The sequence below is a fragment of the Micromonospora lupini str. Lupac 08 genome (assembly GCF_000297395.2).
GTDB lineage: Bacteria > Actinomycetota > Actinomycetes > Mycobacteriales > Micromonosporaceae > Micromonospora > Micromonospora lupini.
Genome location: NZ_HF570108.1, coordinates 3,827,240 through 3,844,472, shown reverse-complemented (window position 1 = coordinate 3,844,472; position 17,233 = coordinate 3,827,240). Strand labels below are relative to the sequence as shown.

Genomic DNA, 17,233 nt, shown 5'->3' with positions numbered 1-17,233 from the left:
TCGCGATCAGGTGGGGTCTTTCCTGCGGGGTCGGGTCTGATGGCCATTGGCACGGCTGGGTCGACATTCGTATCCAGGGTGCTGCTCTCCGTCGGCTCGGCCTGCACCCCGACCAGCCGACCGCGACGGTCGGTGGTCCGAGCCCACCGGGCTGGTGGCATGCAGCCGCGGAACGCGACAACCGTTGAGCCCCGCCGGCTCGCTGTCCGGACGGCCCGCAGGTCGTACCCCGGGCCGTCCGGAACCAGTCAGCGGTAGAAGCGCAGGTAGTCGAACTCCGCGGTGACCGCCGGTTCGGCGCCGCCGTGCGCGACGAGCCCGATCCGGGGAGTGGTGTCGGCCGGGAACGTCCACACCGCACCCCACGTCCAGGTACGTCCGTCGCGGCTGGACCCGGCCCGGAACTCGTGCTCCCCGGTGGCCCGGTCGACGTGGTGCGCCAACCGGAGCCAGGTGGTGGTGGCCGGGGTGCCGACGATGCTGCCGCCGTACACCGGCTGGCCGGCGAAGGGCAGCTCGTAGCCGTACTCGACCTGCCGGGTGTTCCAGATCGCCACCTGGGTCAGGCGGGCGAACCGGTCGTCGTCGACGTAGGCGACCAGGCCGGCCTGCTGGTAGTTGCGGACGGTCTCCTCGCCCAGGTCCAGCGTCACAGTCGTCTCGGCGACGTAGTCGCCGCTCGGGGCGTCGCGCAGCAGCACGCCTGCCGTGTTGCCGGCGCCGGTCAGGTCGGCGGCCTGCACGGGCCAGCGCAGCGCCCCGTCGGCGACGGTTGCCGCCGGATCCGCGCGTACCCACTGCCAGCGGTCGTCGAGCCCGTCGCCGAACTCGTCGGAGTACGCCGGCAGCGGCGCACCGACCCGGGGCTCGGGCACGACCCGCTTGGCCGGCTGGTACAGCCGCGCCACGCTGACGTTGTCGAACTCGGCCGTGCCGCCGCCGGCCGTCAACCCGGGGCGACCGACGACCGGGCGGTCCAGCCGCAGCGACACCACGGCGAGCTGGTCACCGAGGCGGGCGGGGCTCAGCTCGGCGGTGAGCTGCTGTCCGCGTACCTCGATGGCCAGGTTGTGTCGGTTGCCCAGGTCGAGTCCGGCGGGCAGCGGCGTGCTGGTCTGGCGGCGGCCGTCGCGGGCGACCAGCCGGCCGGCGGCCGCGTCCACCCGGACCTCGACCCGGTCGTCGAGGGTGACCCCGGCGCTTGTCGCGCCGGTGAGCCGCAGGTCGGCCTCCGCGCGCACGTCCGGACCCACAGTGGTACGGCTGGTGAGCGCGCCGCTGCCGTCGAGCCGGCCGTCGGCGACCTGCCACCGGCCGGCGCGTTGCCAGCCGGCGAGGCTCGCGCTGTCGAAGCGTTCGTCCACGCGACCGGTCGTGACCGGTGCGGGTCGGGCGCCCTCGGACGGGCCGGCGCCGGCGTTCACCGTCGGCCAGCCGTCGATCCAGTCCAGCCGGTCGAGCAGCATCGGCCGCTCGTTGATGCCGAAGGGCTCGTCGAGGTACGGGTCGGCGCGGTCGATGGCGTGGTAGACGATCCAGTCCTGACCGGACAGGTCGGTGAGGAACCCGTTGTGCCCGGTGCCGATCCAGCGGTTGCCGTTCTGGGTGAGCACCGGTGTGCCGCCGGCCCGGGACGCGGTCAGGGCGACGCCGTCGCGGTCGGTGAACGGGCCGCGAGGGCTGCGCGCGCGCCCGACCTGGACGGAGTAGCCGGTGGCCGGGCCGGCGCAGCAGTTCGCCGTGGAGGCGAACAGGTAGTACCAGCCGTCGTGGCGCAGCACGTAGCTGCCCTCGAACTTGTTGTCGATGGCCACGGGCGCGGGCGTGCCGACCGCGCGCAGGCCGTCCGGACTGAGTTCGGTGACCGAGATGCCGCCGTAGTAGCTGCCGTAGTAGAGGTAACTGCGGCCGTCGACGTCGGTGAACTGGCTCGGGTCGATGGTCCACAGCCAGCCGCCACCGCCGCCGGGGCGCGGGGCGACGACCGGCTGCTCGGCGAAGGTCCACGGCCCGCTGGGGGTGGGGGCGGTGGCCGCGCCGATGGCATAGTCGCTGCCCTCGGCGGAGACGGTGGTGTCGGTGACCGTCACGTACATGACCCAGCGGTCGCCTAGGCGGCGCACGTCGGGCGCCCAGTACGCCGCGCCGGGCGCCGCGTAGGGCGGGCGCTGGTCGGGGCCGAACGCGTCGCCGACGTACGTCCAGTCGACCAGGTCGGCCGAGCGGGCAGTGGGCACCCGGTGGAACACGCCCTCGCCCTCGCGCAGCGGGTCGGTGGTGCCGTAGGCGTACCAGAAGCCGTCGTCGCCGCGGACGACGACCGGGTCGGCGAAGGTGTCGCCGACGTGGGCGGAGACCGGGTTGCGGTAGCGGGACGGGCCGCTGGATCCGGCCGCCGACGTGGACGGGGGCACGGCCAGGAGCAGACCGAGCACGGCGGCGAGCGCGCCGCCGCGGCGGAGATGTCGCATGTGGACCTGCCTCGGGGGAGTGGGCGGTGTGCCCTCCGTTCTTACAACGTTGGATACAACGTTGTAAAGAGTCTGCCGACGCCACCTCCCTAGACTGGGCCGATGAGCACAGGCACCGACGGCCGGGCAATGGCCGAGCTGGCCGCCCTGCTGGCGGACGGCACCCGGGCCGGCATCTGCGTGGCGCTGCTCGACGGCCGGGCCTGGACGGCGGGTGAGCTGGCCCGGCGGGCCGGGGTCGCCCCGTCGACAGCCACTGACCACCTCAACCGCCTCGTCCGGGGTGGGCTGCTCGTCGAGGAACGGCAGGGCCGGCACCGCTACCTGCGCCTGGCCGGGCCGTCGGTGGCCCAGCTGATCGAGGACCTGGCCGGGCACGCGCCGAGCGCGCCCCCACCGACCGGGTCGCTGCGCGCCGCGAACGCCACCGCCGCCCTGGCGTACGCGCGGACCTGCTACGACCACCTCGCCGGGCGGCTGGGCGTGCTGATGTACGACGCGCTGCTGGCCGACGGTCGGCTGGACCGGGCCAGTGGACTGACGCTTACCGCCGACGGCTGGGCCTGGCTGGACGGACTGGGCGTGCCGGTCGACGAGCTACGCGCCACCCGACGCCCGCTGGTGCGCGACTGCCTGGACTGGACCGAACGCCGCCCGCACCTCGCCGGTGCGCTCGGGGCGGCCCTCTGCCGTCGCTTCACCGACCTGGGGTGGACCACTCGGGGCGGCGGCCGGGCGATCCGGCTCACCGCCACCGGACGGCCCGCCCTCGCCGCCGCCCTGTCCGTTCCGGAACACAGTCTCGCCCCGCCCGCGTCGCCCACCGGCCGCCGCGCCTGACCGGTCGGCACCAGGGCTGCCCCTGCTGCGCGATCGTGCACCTTCTCCAGGGCACGACACCCATGCCGACGACCGAAACCCCTCCCTTCTTCACACGCGGATCGTTCGGTGAGCGCCGAACGGTTCGGGTCCTACGGTCGGGCGGTGACCGACACCCGGCCCGTCATCGCGCCCGCCCCGGAAACACCGGCGTGCGGCCCGCCCGCGCTCGACGCCGACGGCGTCTGGTGGGTGACACGCCACGCCGACGTGCGGACCGCGCTCACCGATCCGGCGTTCCAGGTGCCGGCCGTCGAGACCGGCCCGCCCGACACGCTCGCCTGGTTGCGCGCCTCGGTCAGCCGGTTCAGCCCGCCTGAGCGGCACGCCGAACGCCGCGCGATCGGGGTCGGCGCGCTGGCCGCGCTGGACCCGGACGAGCTGCGCCGCGAGGCGGCCCGGCTGACGGCGACGATCCTGGACCGGGCCGGTGACCGCCTGGACGTGATGACCGAACTGGCCCGCCCGGTGCCGTTGCGGGTGCTGGCCCGGCGGCTGGGCTTCTCCGAACCGGTCGCCGCCGGGACGGCGGTCGCCGTCGTCGCCGCGGCGTACCACCCGGGGGTTGATCCTGCTCTTGTTGCACGGGCGGACCGGGCGGTGGCGGCGCTGCTGGCGCTCGCGCCGGAAGGCCCCCCGGAGGTACGGGCGAACCTGATCGGTCTGCTGGTCCAGGCGTGCGACGCGACCGCCGGCCTGATCGGCGCCGCCGCCCATCACGTGCTCCCTCCGGCCGTCCCGGTCGCGGCGCGGACCGCCGACCTGCTGGCCGAGGTGCTGCGCCTCGACCCGCCGGTCCGGGCCACCCGACGGGTCACCGTCGACGCGGTACGACTGGGCGGACGGGACCTGCCGGCGGGCAGCCCGGTGCTGGTGCGCTTCGACGCGGCCAACCGCGACCCGCGGGCGTTCGCCGAACCGGAGGCTTTCCGACCCGGCCGCCCGGACGCCGATCTGCTCACCTTCGGGGCGGGGGAGCGCGGCTGCCCCGGCGACCGGCACGCCCTCGCCCTGGCCGGCGGAGTGCTCGACGTCCTACGGGAACGCTGCCGGCGCACCCCGACCCCGCTGCGCCACGAGCCGCACCCGACCCTGCGTGTGCCGACCCGCCTGGAGGTGAGCGTCCGATGATCGACCGCCGTGCCGCGTTCCACGCCCTGCACCGCAGCGGCCGTCCCCTGCTGCTGCCCAACGCCTGGGACCACGCCTCGGCGGCGGCGCTCGCCGCGCGTGGCCACCCGGCGATCGGCACCACAAGCCTCGGCGTCGCCGCGACCGCCGGCCTTCCCGACGGCGCGGCGGCCACCGCGGGGGAGACCCTGGCGCTGGCCCGGCGGCTGGCTCGACTGCCGGTGCTGCTCAGCGTCGACGTGGAGGCCGGGTTCAGCGACGACCCGGCGGAGGTCGCCGGGTACGTGACGGAGCTGGCCGGCCTCGGCGTGGTCGGCATCAACCTGGAGGACGGGCGCCCGGACGGCACTCTCGCCGAACCCGAGAGCGTCGCCGACACGATCGCGGCGGTGAAGGCGGCGGTGCCGGACCTGTTCGTCAACGCGCGTACCGACACGTGGTGGCTCGGGGTGGCCGACCCGCTGCCGGAGGCCCTCGCCCGTGCTCGCGCCTACCGGGCGGCCGGCGCGGACGGCATCTTCGCGCCGGGAACCGTCGACCCGGCGACGCTGCGCGTGCTCACCGAACGACTCGACGCGCCGGTCAACGCGCTGTACCAACCGGGCGGGCCGGGTCTGGCCGAGCTGGGCCGGGCCGGGGTGGCGCGGGTCAGCACCGGCTCCCTGCTGTTCCGAGCCGCCCTGGGCGCCGCGGTCGAGGCCGCCGACGCCGTCCGAACCGGCGGAGTCGCCGTGGCGGCGGGACTGCCGTCGTACGCCGAGGTGCAGGGCCTGGTGGCGACGGACGGCGACTGACGGTCCCCGTCGGCGCGCGGCGGCGGTCGCGTCCGTTCGGGGGGAGATCGGAGGATTGTTCGGTCTGTGCCCGGTCCCGATGATTACGGTGTGTTCAGGGCGATCTACCCAGCGCCGTGACCGGAGAAGGGACCCCGTCATGCGAGTGCCCAGCCGTAGTCCGGGCCAGCAGCCCGGACCGCCCGCGTCGCCCACCGCCCCCGCCCGCCGCCGCCCGCCCAGCTCTGCCGCCCGCCGGCCGCCCACCGCCGCGCCCGACCTCGCCGCCTACCGGGCTGCCGTGGCCGACCTGCTGGTCGAGGTGGGCGCCCTGGCCGACGCCACCAGCACCCGGGCCCGCCAGGTGCTCATCGACGAGCGGCTGCGCGAACCGGCCCTGGCCGCCGTGCTCGACGCCACCCCGCAGGGTCTGCTGGGCGCCCGCGAGACGTTGCTGCTGGAGATGGCCCGTTACCAGCCGAACGAGCGCACCTCGGCACGGGACCTCACCGCGCTGGTCCGGATCTACCTCCTCTCCCGCATCGACGTGCTGTGGTGGCAGGACGCCCCGATCTTCGTCACCGACGACCAGGTCAACGGCAGCGCCGACCTCGTCGACCTGGAGTGGCTGCGCCGCCGGGACCTGCTGCGCTTCCGGTACCAGGAGCAACCCGCCACCGTCCTGGGCCGCGCCGCGCGCGGACTGCGCCGGCGACTGCGCCCCGACGCGAGCCCGCACACCGCCGGGCTGCTGTTCCGTCGGGCCCGCCGGGAGGTGGTGGCCCTGCTCAACGAGCTGGGCCGGGAGTTCGCCGCCGCCGCGCCACCGGCCACCCCGCCGCTGTGGGTGACCAGCCTCGTACGCAGCACCGAGCACCAGTACCGCCTGCGTCGCCTGGGCTACGCCGCGATGCTGCCCAGCGGGCACTGCCTCGGCTACTCGGCCGACGTCGAGCTGGCCTGGTTCGAGCGGTTCGGCGCACGAGACACCCTCGCGGAGCTGCTGCTGGCCCGCCAGGACGCCGGCGAGCTGAACGTCATCGACGAGGGGCAGGCCTGGCACCTGTGTCTCGCGCCCACCGCCCGGCGACGTCTGCGCCGGGCGTACGAGGCCGAGATGGGGGTCTGAGCCCGTGTGCGGCATCGCGTTGAGCCTCGGCCCCGAGGCGGACCCGGCGACCTTCCGGCGGATGCTCGCCGTCCTCGCCCCGCGCGGCGAGGTCACCGAGACCCGCTCCGAGAACGGGCTGCTCGCCGGAACCCGCCGGCTGCGCGTCGTCGACCGGGACCGTGCGGTGCAGCCCTGGACCTCGACCGACGAGCGCTGGCTGCTCTGCTTCAACGGCGAGATCTTCAACCACCGGGAGCTGCGCGCGCAGCTCACCCGACTCGGGCTGGTGTTCCGCACCGACAGCGACACCGAGGTGCTGCTGGCCGCGTTCCAACAGTGGGGCGAGTCGGCGGTGACGCGGCTGCGCGGCGAGTACGCCTTCGCGATCGTCGAACGCGCCACCGGCCGGGCGTACCTGGCCCGCGACCCGCTCGGGGTGAAACCGCTGTACTGGTCCCGGCGACCCGGCTGCCTGTACCTCGCTTCCGAGGTGAAGGCGCTGGTCGGGCACCACGCCCCGGTCGCCGAGGTGCCACCCGGACACCACGGCTGGGCCGAGCCGGACGGGCCCGTGCGGCTGCGTCCCTACGTCGACCTGCTCACCATCGGCGCGGGTCTGCCGGTCATCGACGACCCGGACGAGGCCACACTGCTCGTCCGGGCCGCCCTGACCGACGCCATCCGGATGCGGGTGGAGACCGACCTGACCGTCGGGGTGGTGCTCTCCGGTGGGCTGGACAGCTCGTTGACGCTGCGGCAGATGCGTGACATCCACCCGGACTGCGTGGCCGTGACCGTCGGCGTGCCGGACAGCCCCGACGTGGCGTACGCCCGGCGGCTCGCCGCCGACCTCGACGTGCCGCACGTGGTGGTCGAGCTGCGCCCCCGCGACATCCGGCTGGCCGACGTGCGCGAGGCCATCCGGATCTCCGAGCTGACCGAGTACGGCGACATCATCAACGCCGTCGTCTCGGTGCCGATCTTCCGGCGACTGCGCGACCTGGGCGTCAAGGTGGTGCTCACCGGCGACGGCTCCGACGAGCTGTTCGGCGGGTACCCCATGTACCGCCAGGTCGACCCGATCGCGTCGCGTCGGCTGTTCCTGCACCGCATCCGCAACCTGTGCCGTACGGAGTTGCAGCGGGTCGACCGGACCGCCATGGCCCACGGGGTGGAGGCGCGGGTGCCCTTCCTCGACCTCAGCGTGGTGGAGTTGGCGATGCGTCTGCCCCTGGATCTGAAGGTGCGCGACGGCCAGGAGAAGTGGATCGTGCGACGGGCGTTCGCGGACGTGCTGCCCGACTACGTCCTGCGCCGGCCGAAGAACCCCATGTCGTACTCCACCGGGCTGCACGAACGGGTCCGGCTCTACAAGCCGCTCTTCGCCCGGATGCACAGGTCGTTCGGCTACGACCTGCTGGAACCGGTCCGCCGTGACTTCGACACAGTCCTCAGCCGCTGCGGCAACGACCTGGACCGGGCCATCGCCGACGGGATGAACCGGCCCGACTACACAGTCCTGGAACACGCCCGCGACCTGGTCGGGGCGGCGAAGTGGAACGCCGCGCCGATGGTCCGCCGGCTGGTCGGGCCCCGCCCGCCCCGCCGCTGAACCCTCTCCACCCGACGCTTGACTCTGACACCGTGTCAGGGACGAGCGTGAGGGGACCATGTTCACCATCGGAGACTTCGCCCGACTGGGCCGCGTGTCGGTGCGGATGCTGCGTCACTACGACAGCATCGGCCTGCTCCGCCCGGCAAGCGTCGACGTGCACACCGGCTACCGCTTCTACCGGGCGGACCAGCTGCGTCGGCTCAACCGGGTGATCGCCCTCAAGGACCTGGGTCTCACCCTGGAACAGGTGCGGGCGATCCTGGACGACGCCGTCGACGTGGCCGAGTTGCGGGGCATGCTGCGGTTGCGCCGTAGCCAGTTGACGGCGCAACTGGCCGCCGACACCGCCCGGCTGGCGGCCGTCGAGGCGAGGCTCCGGATGATCGAATCGGAGGGTCTGATGACCACCCAGGACGTCGTACTCAAGGAGATCGCGCCGGTGCGCGTCGCGGAGCTGACCGCCGTCGCGCCCAGCTATGCGAGCCAGGACATCGGTCCGGTGATCCAGCCGCTCTACCCGGAGCTGTTCCGCCGGTTGACCGAGGCCGGGATCACGCCGACGGGCCCGGCCATCGCCTGGTACGAACCGGCCGCCGACGGCGACGGCGACGCGGTGGTCGTGCATGCCGGGGTGACCGTCGGCGCCGGCGTCTCGGCAGTCCCCGACCTGGCGGTACGGGAGCTGCCCGCGGTCGGCACTGCCGCGACGATCGTCCACCATGGCGCGATGGACGACGTCGAGCAGAGCATCGAGGTGCTCGCCCGGTGGATCGAGGAGAACGGCTACCGCACCGACGGGTTCGCCCGCGAGGTGTACCTGGAGTACTGCCCGGACGCCCCGGAGCAGGGCGTCACCGAGCTCCAGCTCACCGTCGATCGCGCCTGACCGTCGCGCTGCCGTCGCGTCCTCGTCATGAGGACGCGACGGCAGTCGGGTTCCGGACAGCCTGGGCGTCAAGGGGGACGGTTTCCCGCTGCGCATATGGCCTCTGAGCTGCGAAAACTGGTAGAACCGCACTAGGTGCGTCGCCCGATACGCGAAAGTCGTTTCGCGAGCGGCGGATCGTGTTTCTACCAGTCGCCCTGCGGCCGGGGGCACCAGGCGAGCGGCCACCGTGGACAGACAGACCCGGTCGCCCGCCTTCTTCCTCCATCCGTTGCGGTCCTCGTCCCCCGGAGAGGGAGAACATCGATGTCCCCACTGCTCCGCGCCCGTCCACGGGTCGTCACCGCCTGCGCCGCCGTCCTGGCGCTGCTCGTCAGCCTGCTCGTCGCACCCACGGCGGCCTCCGCGCGCGCCCCGAGTCGTACCCCCACACCCGCGTCCGTGCCGGTCGCCGCGCCGGCCGCCGCCCTGGAGCGGATCGCCGTGGCAGCCGCCCCGGAGCAGCCGCCGGCCGCTCCGGCGACGCCCAGCGCGTCCTGGCGGGCCGGCACCGCCACGGTGAAGTGGAAGGCGCCCGCCGACCGCGGCGCCGCCCTCACCGGCTACCTGGTCACCGCGTACCGCAACGGTATGAAGACGAAAACGGTGACCTTCGACGCGTCGAAGACCACCCAGAAGATCGAGGGCCTCACCGCCAAGGGCACCTACACCTTCACCGTCGCCGCGAAGAACGCCGTCGGCACCGGCCCGGCCAGCAAGCCCTCCAGGGCAGCCAGGATCATGGCGCTGCCGGGTGCGCCGACAATCATCGCTGTCACCGCCGACACCGCGTCGGCCCGGCTGAGCTGGACCCCCGGCCCGGACGGCGGGTCACCGATCACCGGCTACGAGGTCACCCCGTGGGTGGCCGGCGTCCGCCAGGCCAGCCAGACCTTCGGCCCGGCCAGCACGCAGACCGTCACCGGGCTCACCCCGACGGTCACCTACCGCTTCACGGTGGCCGCCCGTACCGACGAGGGCACCGGCCCGGAATCCGCCCAGTCCCAAGAGGTCACCGCGAACGTCTCCCCGACGCTGCTGTTCGACGCGCCGACCTCCGCCACCGTCGGCATCGCGTACAACGCGCAGCTCAACGTCACCCACGGCGTGCCGCCCTTCGTCTGGTCGGTGGCGTCCGGGACGCTGCCGCCGGGGCTGATCCTGAACCCGACGTCCAACGGCATCTCCGGTGTGCCCACCACGGCGGGCGTCTACCCGGTGGTCATCCGGGTGGTCGACACCGCCAACCGGTCCGGCACCCGGTTGATCGTGCTGACCGTCAACCTGGCGCCGGTGCTCGATTTCCCGGCGCCACCCCTGGGTGAGGTCGGTGGCGCGTACGCCGAACAGCTCACCGTCATCGGCGGCACGGCGCCCTTCGTCTGGTCCCTCGCCGGCGGGGTCCTGCCCCCCGGCCTGACCCTCGCGCCCGGCACCGGTCTGATCTCCGGCCGGCCCACCGCCGCCGGCGCGTTCCTGGGCACCATCCGGGTGACGGACGCGAACGGATTCACCACCACCAAGGGGATCCGACTCGTCATACAGCCGGCCAGCGTGGTCACGCTCACCGCGTCCGCCAACGCCGTCACCTTCGGCACCGCCGTGCACTTCGAGGTCGCCGTCGGCCCGGGTGTCGCCGAAGGATCCGTCTCGCTCATCGACGAACTGCCCAACGGCGTGGAGACGCCCCTGGGCAGCTTCCCGGTGGTGCTCAACGCCGCGTCGTTCGACCTGCAGATGCCCGCCTTCGGGCTCAACCGGTTCCGCGTCCAGTACGACGGCACCAACCCGAGCGCCGAGGCCGTGTCGAACACCGTCACCATCGAGGTCTCCGCCGTGTCGGGGCAACTGTTGATCGAGCAGTTCGCCCAGTCCGGCATCTCCGGCCTCACCGACCAGTACGTATCGCTGGTGAACACCACCGAACTGAATCTGCCCATCGCCGGGTTCCGTATCGAGGCGCCAGGCGGGCTCTCCCTGCTGATCCCCGGCACCGAGCGTCCGCTGCCGCCGCGCCGTGGATTCCTGGCGGTGGCGACCGACTACTCGCTGACAAACATCGAACCCGACTACGTCGTGCCCAGTCTGGGCCAGGGCGGCCTGCGGGTGGTCGCCCCGGACACCGCCCACACGGTCGTCGATTCCGCCGGCTCCACTGCCGGCTTCTACGAGGGCACCCCGCTGCCGGCCTTCGGCAGCCCGCCGTTCGTGCACTTCGCCTGGAACCGGCTCAAGGTGGGCGGCCAGCCACAGGACACGTCGGACAACGCCACGGACTTCCGCCTGGTGGCGACCGTGCAGGGGCCGATCAACGGCGTGCCGTCGGCCCTGGGAACGCCGTCGCCGCAGAACAGCCTCGGCACCTACCAGCAGAACAGCGCCATGCAGTCGACGCTGCTCGACCCGAACGTTGCCCAGTCGGCCGCGCCGAACCGCGTCCGCACCCCGGGCAACCTGGTCATCCGGCGGACCCTCGTCAACCGCTCCGGCGCCCCGATCACCCAGGCGCGGATCCGGATCACCAGCCTCAGCCAGGTCAACGGGGCACCGCTGCCCGGCGGCTCGTCGCCGGTGGTGCACGCGAACATGCGGCTGATCAACCCGACCACACCCACCAGCTCCATCACGGTAAGCGACGGTCGGACCCTGCTGGTGCGCAACCTGTCGATGGACCTTCCGGCGACCAGCCCACCCGGCGGCGGGTTGGCCACCACGCTTACCGTCCCGCTCGACCTGGGTGGTCTGGCCCCCGGTAGCTCGGTGCACATCGCGCTGACGTTCGCCGTGGACACGCTCGGACCGTTCTGGATCGGGTACGACGTCGACGCGCTCGGTGGCTCCGCGATGCCGACCGCCGCCAAGGCCGCCAAGGGCAGCAAGGCCACTGCCAAGCAGAAGGCCCTCGACGCCCGACGGCTGGCCGAGTCCAGAAAGTTGAGCGTCGTCAGCGGCACGCTGCGCTGACGCTCGCCGGATGAGGGTGCGGGTGGCGCGTCACCACGAGCGCCACCCGCACCGTGTCCGTGCCGATGGTCGTTGATCAGCCCATGAACGGGGGAACCATGCCCACCTCCGGCCGAGCGGCCTACGGGCTGCGGGTGCACGGATTGGACGAGGTCGCCGACCTCCCGCCGGCCGACGACGCCGCCCCCGGCTGGCCCGCGGTGCGGATCCGCCAGTGCGACACACCCCCGCCACCACCGGTGCCGCTGGACGACCGGCGGGGCACGAGGATCCTCGCCGACGGGCGTACCCTCGCCGTCGACCGCGAGCACGGCACCGCGACCTTCTACGGCCCGCCACTCACCCCGGACGTCTTGGCCCACCCCTACCTCGCGCCGGTGGCGACCACAGTCAACCGGTGGGCCGGACGGGAGACGTTCCACAGTGGCGCGTTCGTCCTGGCCGGTCGTGCCTGGGCGGTGCTCGGCCCGCGTACCGCAGGCAAGAGCAGCCTCCTCGCGGCCCTGGCCGCACGGGATGTGCCCGTGCTGACCGATGACATTCTGGTGACCGACGGCGTCGACGCGTTCGCCGGCCCGCGCTGCGTCGACCTGCGGCAACCCGTGCCGGGGGTGACGCTGCCCAGCCGGAGGGTACGCGCCGGCGACCGACTGCGGGTCGGGCTGCCCCCGATCGCGCCTCGCGTCCCGCTCGGTGGCTGGCTGTTCCTGCGCTGGGGCGCGGTGGTCACCCTGACCCGCCTGCCGCAGACCGTCCTGCTGGCCCGGCTCGCCGGCCTGCGGTCGTTCGGCGAGCTGCCGTCCGATCCGGTGGCGCTGTTGTCGATCGCGGCGCTGCCGGGATGGGACCTGACCCGGCCACGCGACTGGGCCGCCCTCGACGACACCCACCGGTTGGTCGCCGAGGCGATCGCCGCCAGCCGGGCCGTGGGGTCGGCCCGGTGACCGCCCTGCCGCAGGCGGTGCGCTGCCTGAGCCTCGACACGGCCGCCGTGACCCTCAGCGCGGCACTGGCCGAGCGCGGCGTCGACACCGTCCTGCTCAAGGGCGCGGGGCTGGCCCGCCGGCTGGGCCAGGAGCGGCACCGCGTCTACACCGACGTCGACCTGCTGGTCGCCCCGGCGTCGTTCGACCGGGCGCAGGCGGCGCTTGCCGACCTCGGCTGCCGCAGCGCCCTCCCCGAGGGCCGCCCGGACCACCGCTCGCACTGGTACGAGCGGCCGTGGCTGCTGCCCGGCCCACTGCCCCTCACCGTCGACCTGCATCGCGGCTTCCACGGGGTGGGCGACCCCGACGCGCTCTGGGCGCTGCTGTCCGCCTCGGCGGAGCGCATCGCGCTGGCCGGCGGCACGCTCGCCGTACCCGACGAGGCGGGCGCGGCCCTGCTGGTGGCGCTGCATGCCGCCGCGCCGGGGTTGTCCGACCGGCCGCGTGCCGACCTGTCGCGGGCCGTGGAGGTCTTTCCCGCCGAGACCTGGCGGACGGCGGCCGACCTCGCCGAGCGGACCGGGGCGGTCGCGTCGTTCGCGCTCGGCCTGCGGCTGACCCCGGCCGGCGCCGCTCTGGCCGCCACGCTGGCCCTGCCCGGACACCGCTCGGCGGCGCGGTGGCTGCGGGCCCATCGGGCATCTCCCGGTGCGGTGGCGCTGGCCCAGCTCGCCGAGCTACCCACGGTGCGCGGCCGGTTGCGGCACCTCGGGCCGCGACTGTTTCCGACGTCGGCGTCGATGCGTCACGCCAGTCCGCTGGCCCGGCGCGGCCGGGCCGGGCTCCTGTTGGCGCACCTCAGCCGACTGGCCCGCAACGCCGGTCGGCTCCCGGCCACGCTGGGAGAGGTGCGCGAGGCCCGACGCCGCAACCGCGGCTGACCGTGCCCGGCTGATCCCGCCCGGTGTCGGCCTCCTGCGTCAGTGCCGCACCTCCACGCCGGTGTCGGACCCCGTGGGCGGGCCCGCGGGCCCGACCTCGCCCGCCCGCTCGGCGGGGTACGCGGCCAGCCAGAGCTGTTGCACCAGACTTGCCGTGCCGCCGGGGATCGGCCAGCGCGACCACAGGTCCCGCAGCCGTTCCGGGTCCACCAGGTCGGTGTCGGCGCCGGTGCCGTCCCACGAACGCACGAACTCGCGCGTCGGCTCCCGGAGGAACACCTCACGGAAGCGTGCCTTGCGGCGCGGCGCGATGACCTCGGCCGGCAGGGCGTCCCCGACGATCTCCGCGAGCAGCGCGTCCCGCCCCACCGCCCGCCGATCGCCGCCACAGTGCGCCAGAGCGGCCAGAAACCCCTCGTCGAGCAGCGGCTGGATCGCCGCGGCCTGGTGATCGCCGGCCATCCTGGACAGCGCCGAGCAGGTCAGCAGCAGGTCTCGACGGCGCGCGTGCCAGGCGATCCGGTGTCGGAGCAGGCGCGGTTCGGCGCGCTCCTCGGCCCGGTGCGCCCGCTGCACGTCCCGGGCCACCGCCGGGCGCAGCCACCCGAACTGCTCCACCGGCCCCCGCCGTGTCCGCAGGTCGTGGCGTAACCACCACAGTCGGGCGCGCAGCGAGGTCGCCGGCGGGCGACGCCACCCGGCCAGGATCTGGTCCCCGCCACCACCGGTGAGCAGCGAGCCGCCGCCGGCCAGCTCGGCGAGGGGCAGGTGCAGGTGCAGGTTGACCGGATGGACCACCCCGTAGCGATGTAGCAGCCGGCGGGCGACCGGCCCCACCAGATCCAGCTCGTCGTCGGCCCGCAGGATCTGCCAGGAGCCGTCGACACCCAGCGCCCGGATCACCCGTTCCTGCCAGTCGGACTCGTCGGCGCGGGGCGCTCCGGCGAACCGCCAGGTGACCGGGACCGGGTCGGGCAGGCCCTCCCGGCGGGCGGCCCGGACGGCGACCGCCAGGACCAGCGACGAGTCCAAGCCGCCGGAGAAGCTGACCAGGCAGGGCGGTCGGGTCAGGCCGGGCAGCACGGCGGCGTCGAGCGCGTCGAGCGGGTCCGGCGAGCCGGTCGGCGTGGGCCGACGTGGCGGGGCGACACCCAGCACCGTTCCGGTGGAGATGTCGAACGAGGTCGGTCGGAGCACTGTCACCTCAGTCGCGTTTCAGGGTGCCCCGGCGGGCGGCGATCCGCAGCGCCCGCCCGAAGGCCCAGCTCGCCACCGGCAGCAGCAGGGCGGTGGCCGCCAGCAGTGCGCCCGCCGACCAGGCCCAGTGACCACCGGTGAGGGCCGCGCGCAGGCCGTCCAGGGCGATCCGGCTGGGCAGCACCGCGGTCAACTCCGGCAGCGGGCCGGGAAGCTCGGACACCGGAAAGTACGTGCCGGACACGAAGGACAGCCCGACGACGACGAGCCGGGCGGCGCCGTCGCCGTGCCCGACGGCGATGGTGAACGCCGCCAGCCCGATACCGACACCCATCATGGCCGCGCTGCCGGCGACAAGCACCACCGTCACACCCCACCAGTCGGCGTGTTCGGTGCGCAGGCCGAGCACCGTGGCGAGGATCGTCAGGTAGACGCCGGAGCGCAGCAGCACGAACAGGAACGGGTAGCCCGCGGTCCCGATGGCCAGCGCGGAAACCGGAACGGGTTGCGCCGCCAGCAGCTCCAGGGTTCCACTGCGCTGCTCCCGGATGACCCGGCCGGTCAGTTGGGTGCTGGCCGCCTGCAGGACGAGCAGGAACGTGATGCCGACCGCCACGAAGTCGAAGTAGCTTGGCGAACGGGTCAGGTCGGTGCCGGTGGCCGGCGTCAGCACCCGGGAGATGAACAGGAAGACGACCAGGTTCACGACGCCGAAGGCGACGTCCAGCAGCAGCGGCAGCCGGAACTGACGCGGGTCGCCGAGGTCGCGACGGACCAGCGCGAGGACCATGCCTACCGCGTTGGCCCCACCCCTCCGGCCGGCTCCGCCCTCCCGGCGGCCGGCGGCGCGGGTGGCGGTGGCGGCGGTCGGGGTCATGCCGCCGCCGCGAGTGTCAGGGCGGACTGGCACCGGCGCCGGTCGTCGGCGTGGTGCGAGGCGATCACGCAGGTCAGCTCGGGTCGCCGGTCCAGCGCCTGCCACAGCAGCAGCCGGGAGGGGTCGTCGAGCGACCGGCTGGGCTCGTCGAGCAGCAGCAGGGCGGGCCCGCCCACGAGGGCCCGCGCGATGCTCACCCGGGCCCGCATTCCCGCCGAACAGCGCTCCACCGGGACGGTGGCGTAACCGGTCAGGTCGAGTTCCTCCTCGAGGCCGGCGACGGCCGGGGCGACGGCCCGCCGGGGCAGTCGGAGGCGGGCGACGAGAGCCACGTTCTCCCGCGCCGACAGTTTCTCGTACAGGCCCTGCTCCGGGGCGAGGCACACACCGGTCAGACGTCTCGCGGGCAGCGACCCGACGGGGTGGCCGCCGACGGTGGCCTGTCCGGTGCTGAGGGCCAGCGTGCCGGACAGGCACCGCAGCAGTGTGGTCTTGCCGGATCCGTTGCTGCCGCCCAGAAAGACGCGCGCGCCCGCGGCCACGTCGAGGTCGAGGTCCGTGAAGATCACCCGACGGCCGAACCGACGCTGGGCCCGGCGGACGGTCAGCATCGGCGGTGTTCCCACTGCCGAGGACCGGTCAGAGCGAGCCGTCGCCTCCGCCGCCCAGGCCGTCGTCCGGGCCCACCGTGCCGCCCTTGGTCAGCTCGGCGAGGGTGCCGAGGCGCCGGATCGTCGGCGGCCGGTAGTCCGGCACGGTCGTCTCGGTGGTCTCCAGCTCGCGGTGCGCTGTCATGGGTTCTCCCTACTCGTATGGGTCCTGACCAGGATAAACGGTCATCTGGCGCAGTATGGCGACAACACGACGACAGGGCCGAAAACACGCACCAGCGCGAGGTCCGATCGCCGCCAGCATCGTCGCCGCCACCGAGCCAGGCTTGACGCATGACGACCACCGCCACCTTCCGCGTCCACGCAGTGCCGGCCGCGGCGCTCGACCTCGTCCGTCGCACCGGCCGTGACGCCGCCGGTCATCCCGTCGAAGCGTGCCTGGCCGGCGGCGGGGAGCCGTTGCGCTGTTGCCTGCGCGACGCCGAGGCGGGGGAGGCGCTGCTGCTGTTCGGCTACGCCCCACCGATCGCCGCCGCCGCGTACCGGGAGATCGGGCCGGTCTTCGCGCACGCCGCCGCCTGCCCCGGCCCGGAGCACGGCGGCGGCCACCCGCCGGTCTGGCGGGGACGTCCCCAGGTGCTGCGGGCGTACGACCGGGACGGACGGATCTGCGGTGGCCGGCTGCACGACGGCACGGACCCGGAGGCGGTGATCGCGGAGCTGTTCGCCGACCCGCGGGTGCACCAGTTGCACAGCCGCAACGTGGTCTACGGCTGCTTCATGTTCGTGGTGGAGCGGGCCGCCGGCTGACG

The 17,233-nt window shown here is 74.0% G+C and carries 15 protein-coding genes; 10 read left to right on the top strand and 5 right to left on the bottom strand.

Annotated features, from left to right (window positions below):
- Positions 1-248 precede the first annotated feature (248 nt).
- Positions 249-2,471, bottom strand: a complete 2,223-nt coding sequence (locus tag MILUP08_RS18780) for a glycoside hydrolase family 43 protein (protein ID WP_007460480.1) — start codon at positions 2,469-2,471, stop codon at positions 249-251.
- A 102-nt stretch (positions 2,472-2,573) separates the two neighbouring features.
- Here MILUP08_RS18780 and MILUP08_RS18775 point away from each other — a divergent pair, with 102 nt between their 5' ends.
- The 9 genes from MILUP08_RS18775 to MILUP08_RS18735 all read left to right on the top strand — a co-directional run bounded on the left by MILUP08_RS18775 (position 2,574) and on the right by MILUP08_RS18735 (position 13,736).
- Positions 2,574-3,311 (top strand): ArsR/SmtB family transcription factor, encoded by a 738-nt coding sequence (locus tag MILUP08_RS18775; protein WP_007460478.1) that lies wholly within the window; start codon positions 2,574-2,576, stop codon positions 3,309-3,311.
- Between the two features lie 144 nt (positions 3,312-3,455).
- The gene (locus MILUP08_RS18770) at positions 3,456-4,481 is read left to right on the top strand and encodes a cytochrome P450 (protein WP_237747123.1); all 1,026 of its coding nucleotides are present in this window, start codon (positions 3,456-3,458) and stop codon (positions 4,479-4,481) included.
- Positions 4,478-5,275 carry an isocitrate lyase/PEP mutase family protein gene (locus MILUP08_RS18765; RefSeq protein ID WP_007460474.1) on the top strand — a complete coding sequence of 266 codons (798 nt, stop codon included), beginning with the start codon at positions 4,478-4,480 and terminating at the stop codon, positions 5,273-5,275. Before MILUP08_RS18770 ends, MILUP08_RS18765 begins: the two co-directional genes overlap by 4 nt.
- A gap of 139 nt (positions 5,276-5,414) precedes the next feature.
- Positions 5,415-6,383 carry a DUF5715 family protein gene (locus MILUP08_RS18760; RefSeq protein WP_007460472.1) on the top strand — a complete coding sequence of 323 codons (969 nt, stop codon included), beginning with the start codon at positions 5,415-5,417 and terminating at the stop codon, positions 6,381-6,383.
- Positions 6,384-6,387: 4 nt separating this feature from the next.
- Positions 6,388-7,977, top strand: coding sequence for an asparagine synthetase B family protein (locus tag MILUP08_RS18755; RefSeq protein WP_007460470.1), 1,590 nt, complete (start codon positions 6,388-6,390; stop codon positions 7,975-7,977).
- Positions 7,978-8,035: 58 nt separating this feature from the next.
- Complete coding sequence (locus tag MILUP08_RS18750) at positions 8,036-8,866, top strand: MerR family transcriptional regulator (protein ID WP_007460468.1); 831 nt, start codon at positions 8,036-8,038, stop codon at positions 8,864-8,866.
- Positions 8,867-9,172: 306 nt separating this feature from the next.
- The gene (locus tag MILUP08_RS18745; protein WP_007460467.1) at positions 9,173-11,869 is read left to right on the top strand and encodes a fibronectin type III domain-containing protein; all 2,697 of its coding nucleotides are present in this window, start codon (positions 9,173-9,175) and stop codon (positions 11,867-11,869) included.
- An 83-nt stretch (positions 11,870-11,952) separates the two neighbouring features.
- Positions 11,953-12,813 (top strand): hypothetical protein, encoded by an 861-nt coding sequence (locus MILUP08_RS18740; protein WP_144056961.1) that lies wholly within the window; start codon positions 11,953-11,955, stop codon positions 12,811-12,813.
- Positions 12,810-13,736 (top strand): nucleotidyltransferase family protein, encoded by a 927-nt coding sequence (locus MILUP08_RS18735; RefSeq protein ID WP_007460463.1) that lies wholly within the window; start codon positions 12,810-12,812, stop codon positions 13,734-13,736. The genes MILUP08_RS18740 and MILUP08_RS18735 overlap by 4 nt, the downstream gene beginning before the upstream one ends.
- Positions 13,737-13,775: 39 nt before the next feature.
- On the opposite strand, the gene MILUP08_RS18730 is transcribed toward MILUP08_RS18735, so the two are convergent.
- The 4 genes from MILUP08_RS18730 to MILUP08_RS35395 are packed head-to-tail and all read right to left on the bottom strand — an operon-like array spanning position 13,776 to position 16,605.
- Positions 13,776-14,939, bottom strand: coding sequence for an asparagine synthase-related protein (locus MILUP08_RS18730; RefSeq protein ID WP_039906265.1), 1,164 nt, complete (start codon positions 14,937-14,939; stop codon positions 13,776-13,778).
- Position 14,940: 1 nt separating this feature from the next.
- Complete coding sequence (locus MILUP08_RS18725; protein WP_007460460.1) at positions 14,941-15,810, bottom strand: ABC transporter permease; 870 nt, start codon at positions 15,808-15,810, stop codon at positions 14,941-14,943.
- The gene (locus MILUP08_RS18720) at positions 15,807-16,421 is read right to left on the bottom strand and encodes an ABC transporter ATP-binding protein (protein WP_007460458.1); all 615 of its coding nucleotides are present in this window, start codon (positions 16,419-16,421) and stop codon (positions 15,807-15,809) included. Before MILUP08_RS18720 ends, MILUP08_RS18725 begins: the two co-directional genes overlap by 4 nt.
- Positions 16,422-16,449: 28 nt before the next feature.
- Positions 16,450-16,605 (bottom strand): lasso RiPP family leader peptide-containing protein, encoded by a 156-nt coding sequence (locus MILUP08_RS35395; protein ID WP_007460456.1) that lies wholly within the window; start codon positions 16,603-16,605, stop codon positions 16,450-16,452.
- Positions 16,606-16,754: 149 nt separating this feature from the next.
- On the opposite strand from MILUP08_RS35395, the gene MILUP08_RS18715 reads away from it, so the two are divergent.
- A complete protein-coding gene (locus MILUP08_RS18715; protein ID WP_007460455.1) occupies positions 16,755-17,231 on the top strand; it encodes a DUF1203 domain-containing protein in 477 nt (158 codons plus the stop codon).
- Positions 17,232-17,233 lie beyond the last annotated feature (2 nt).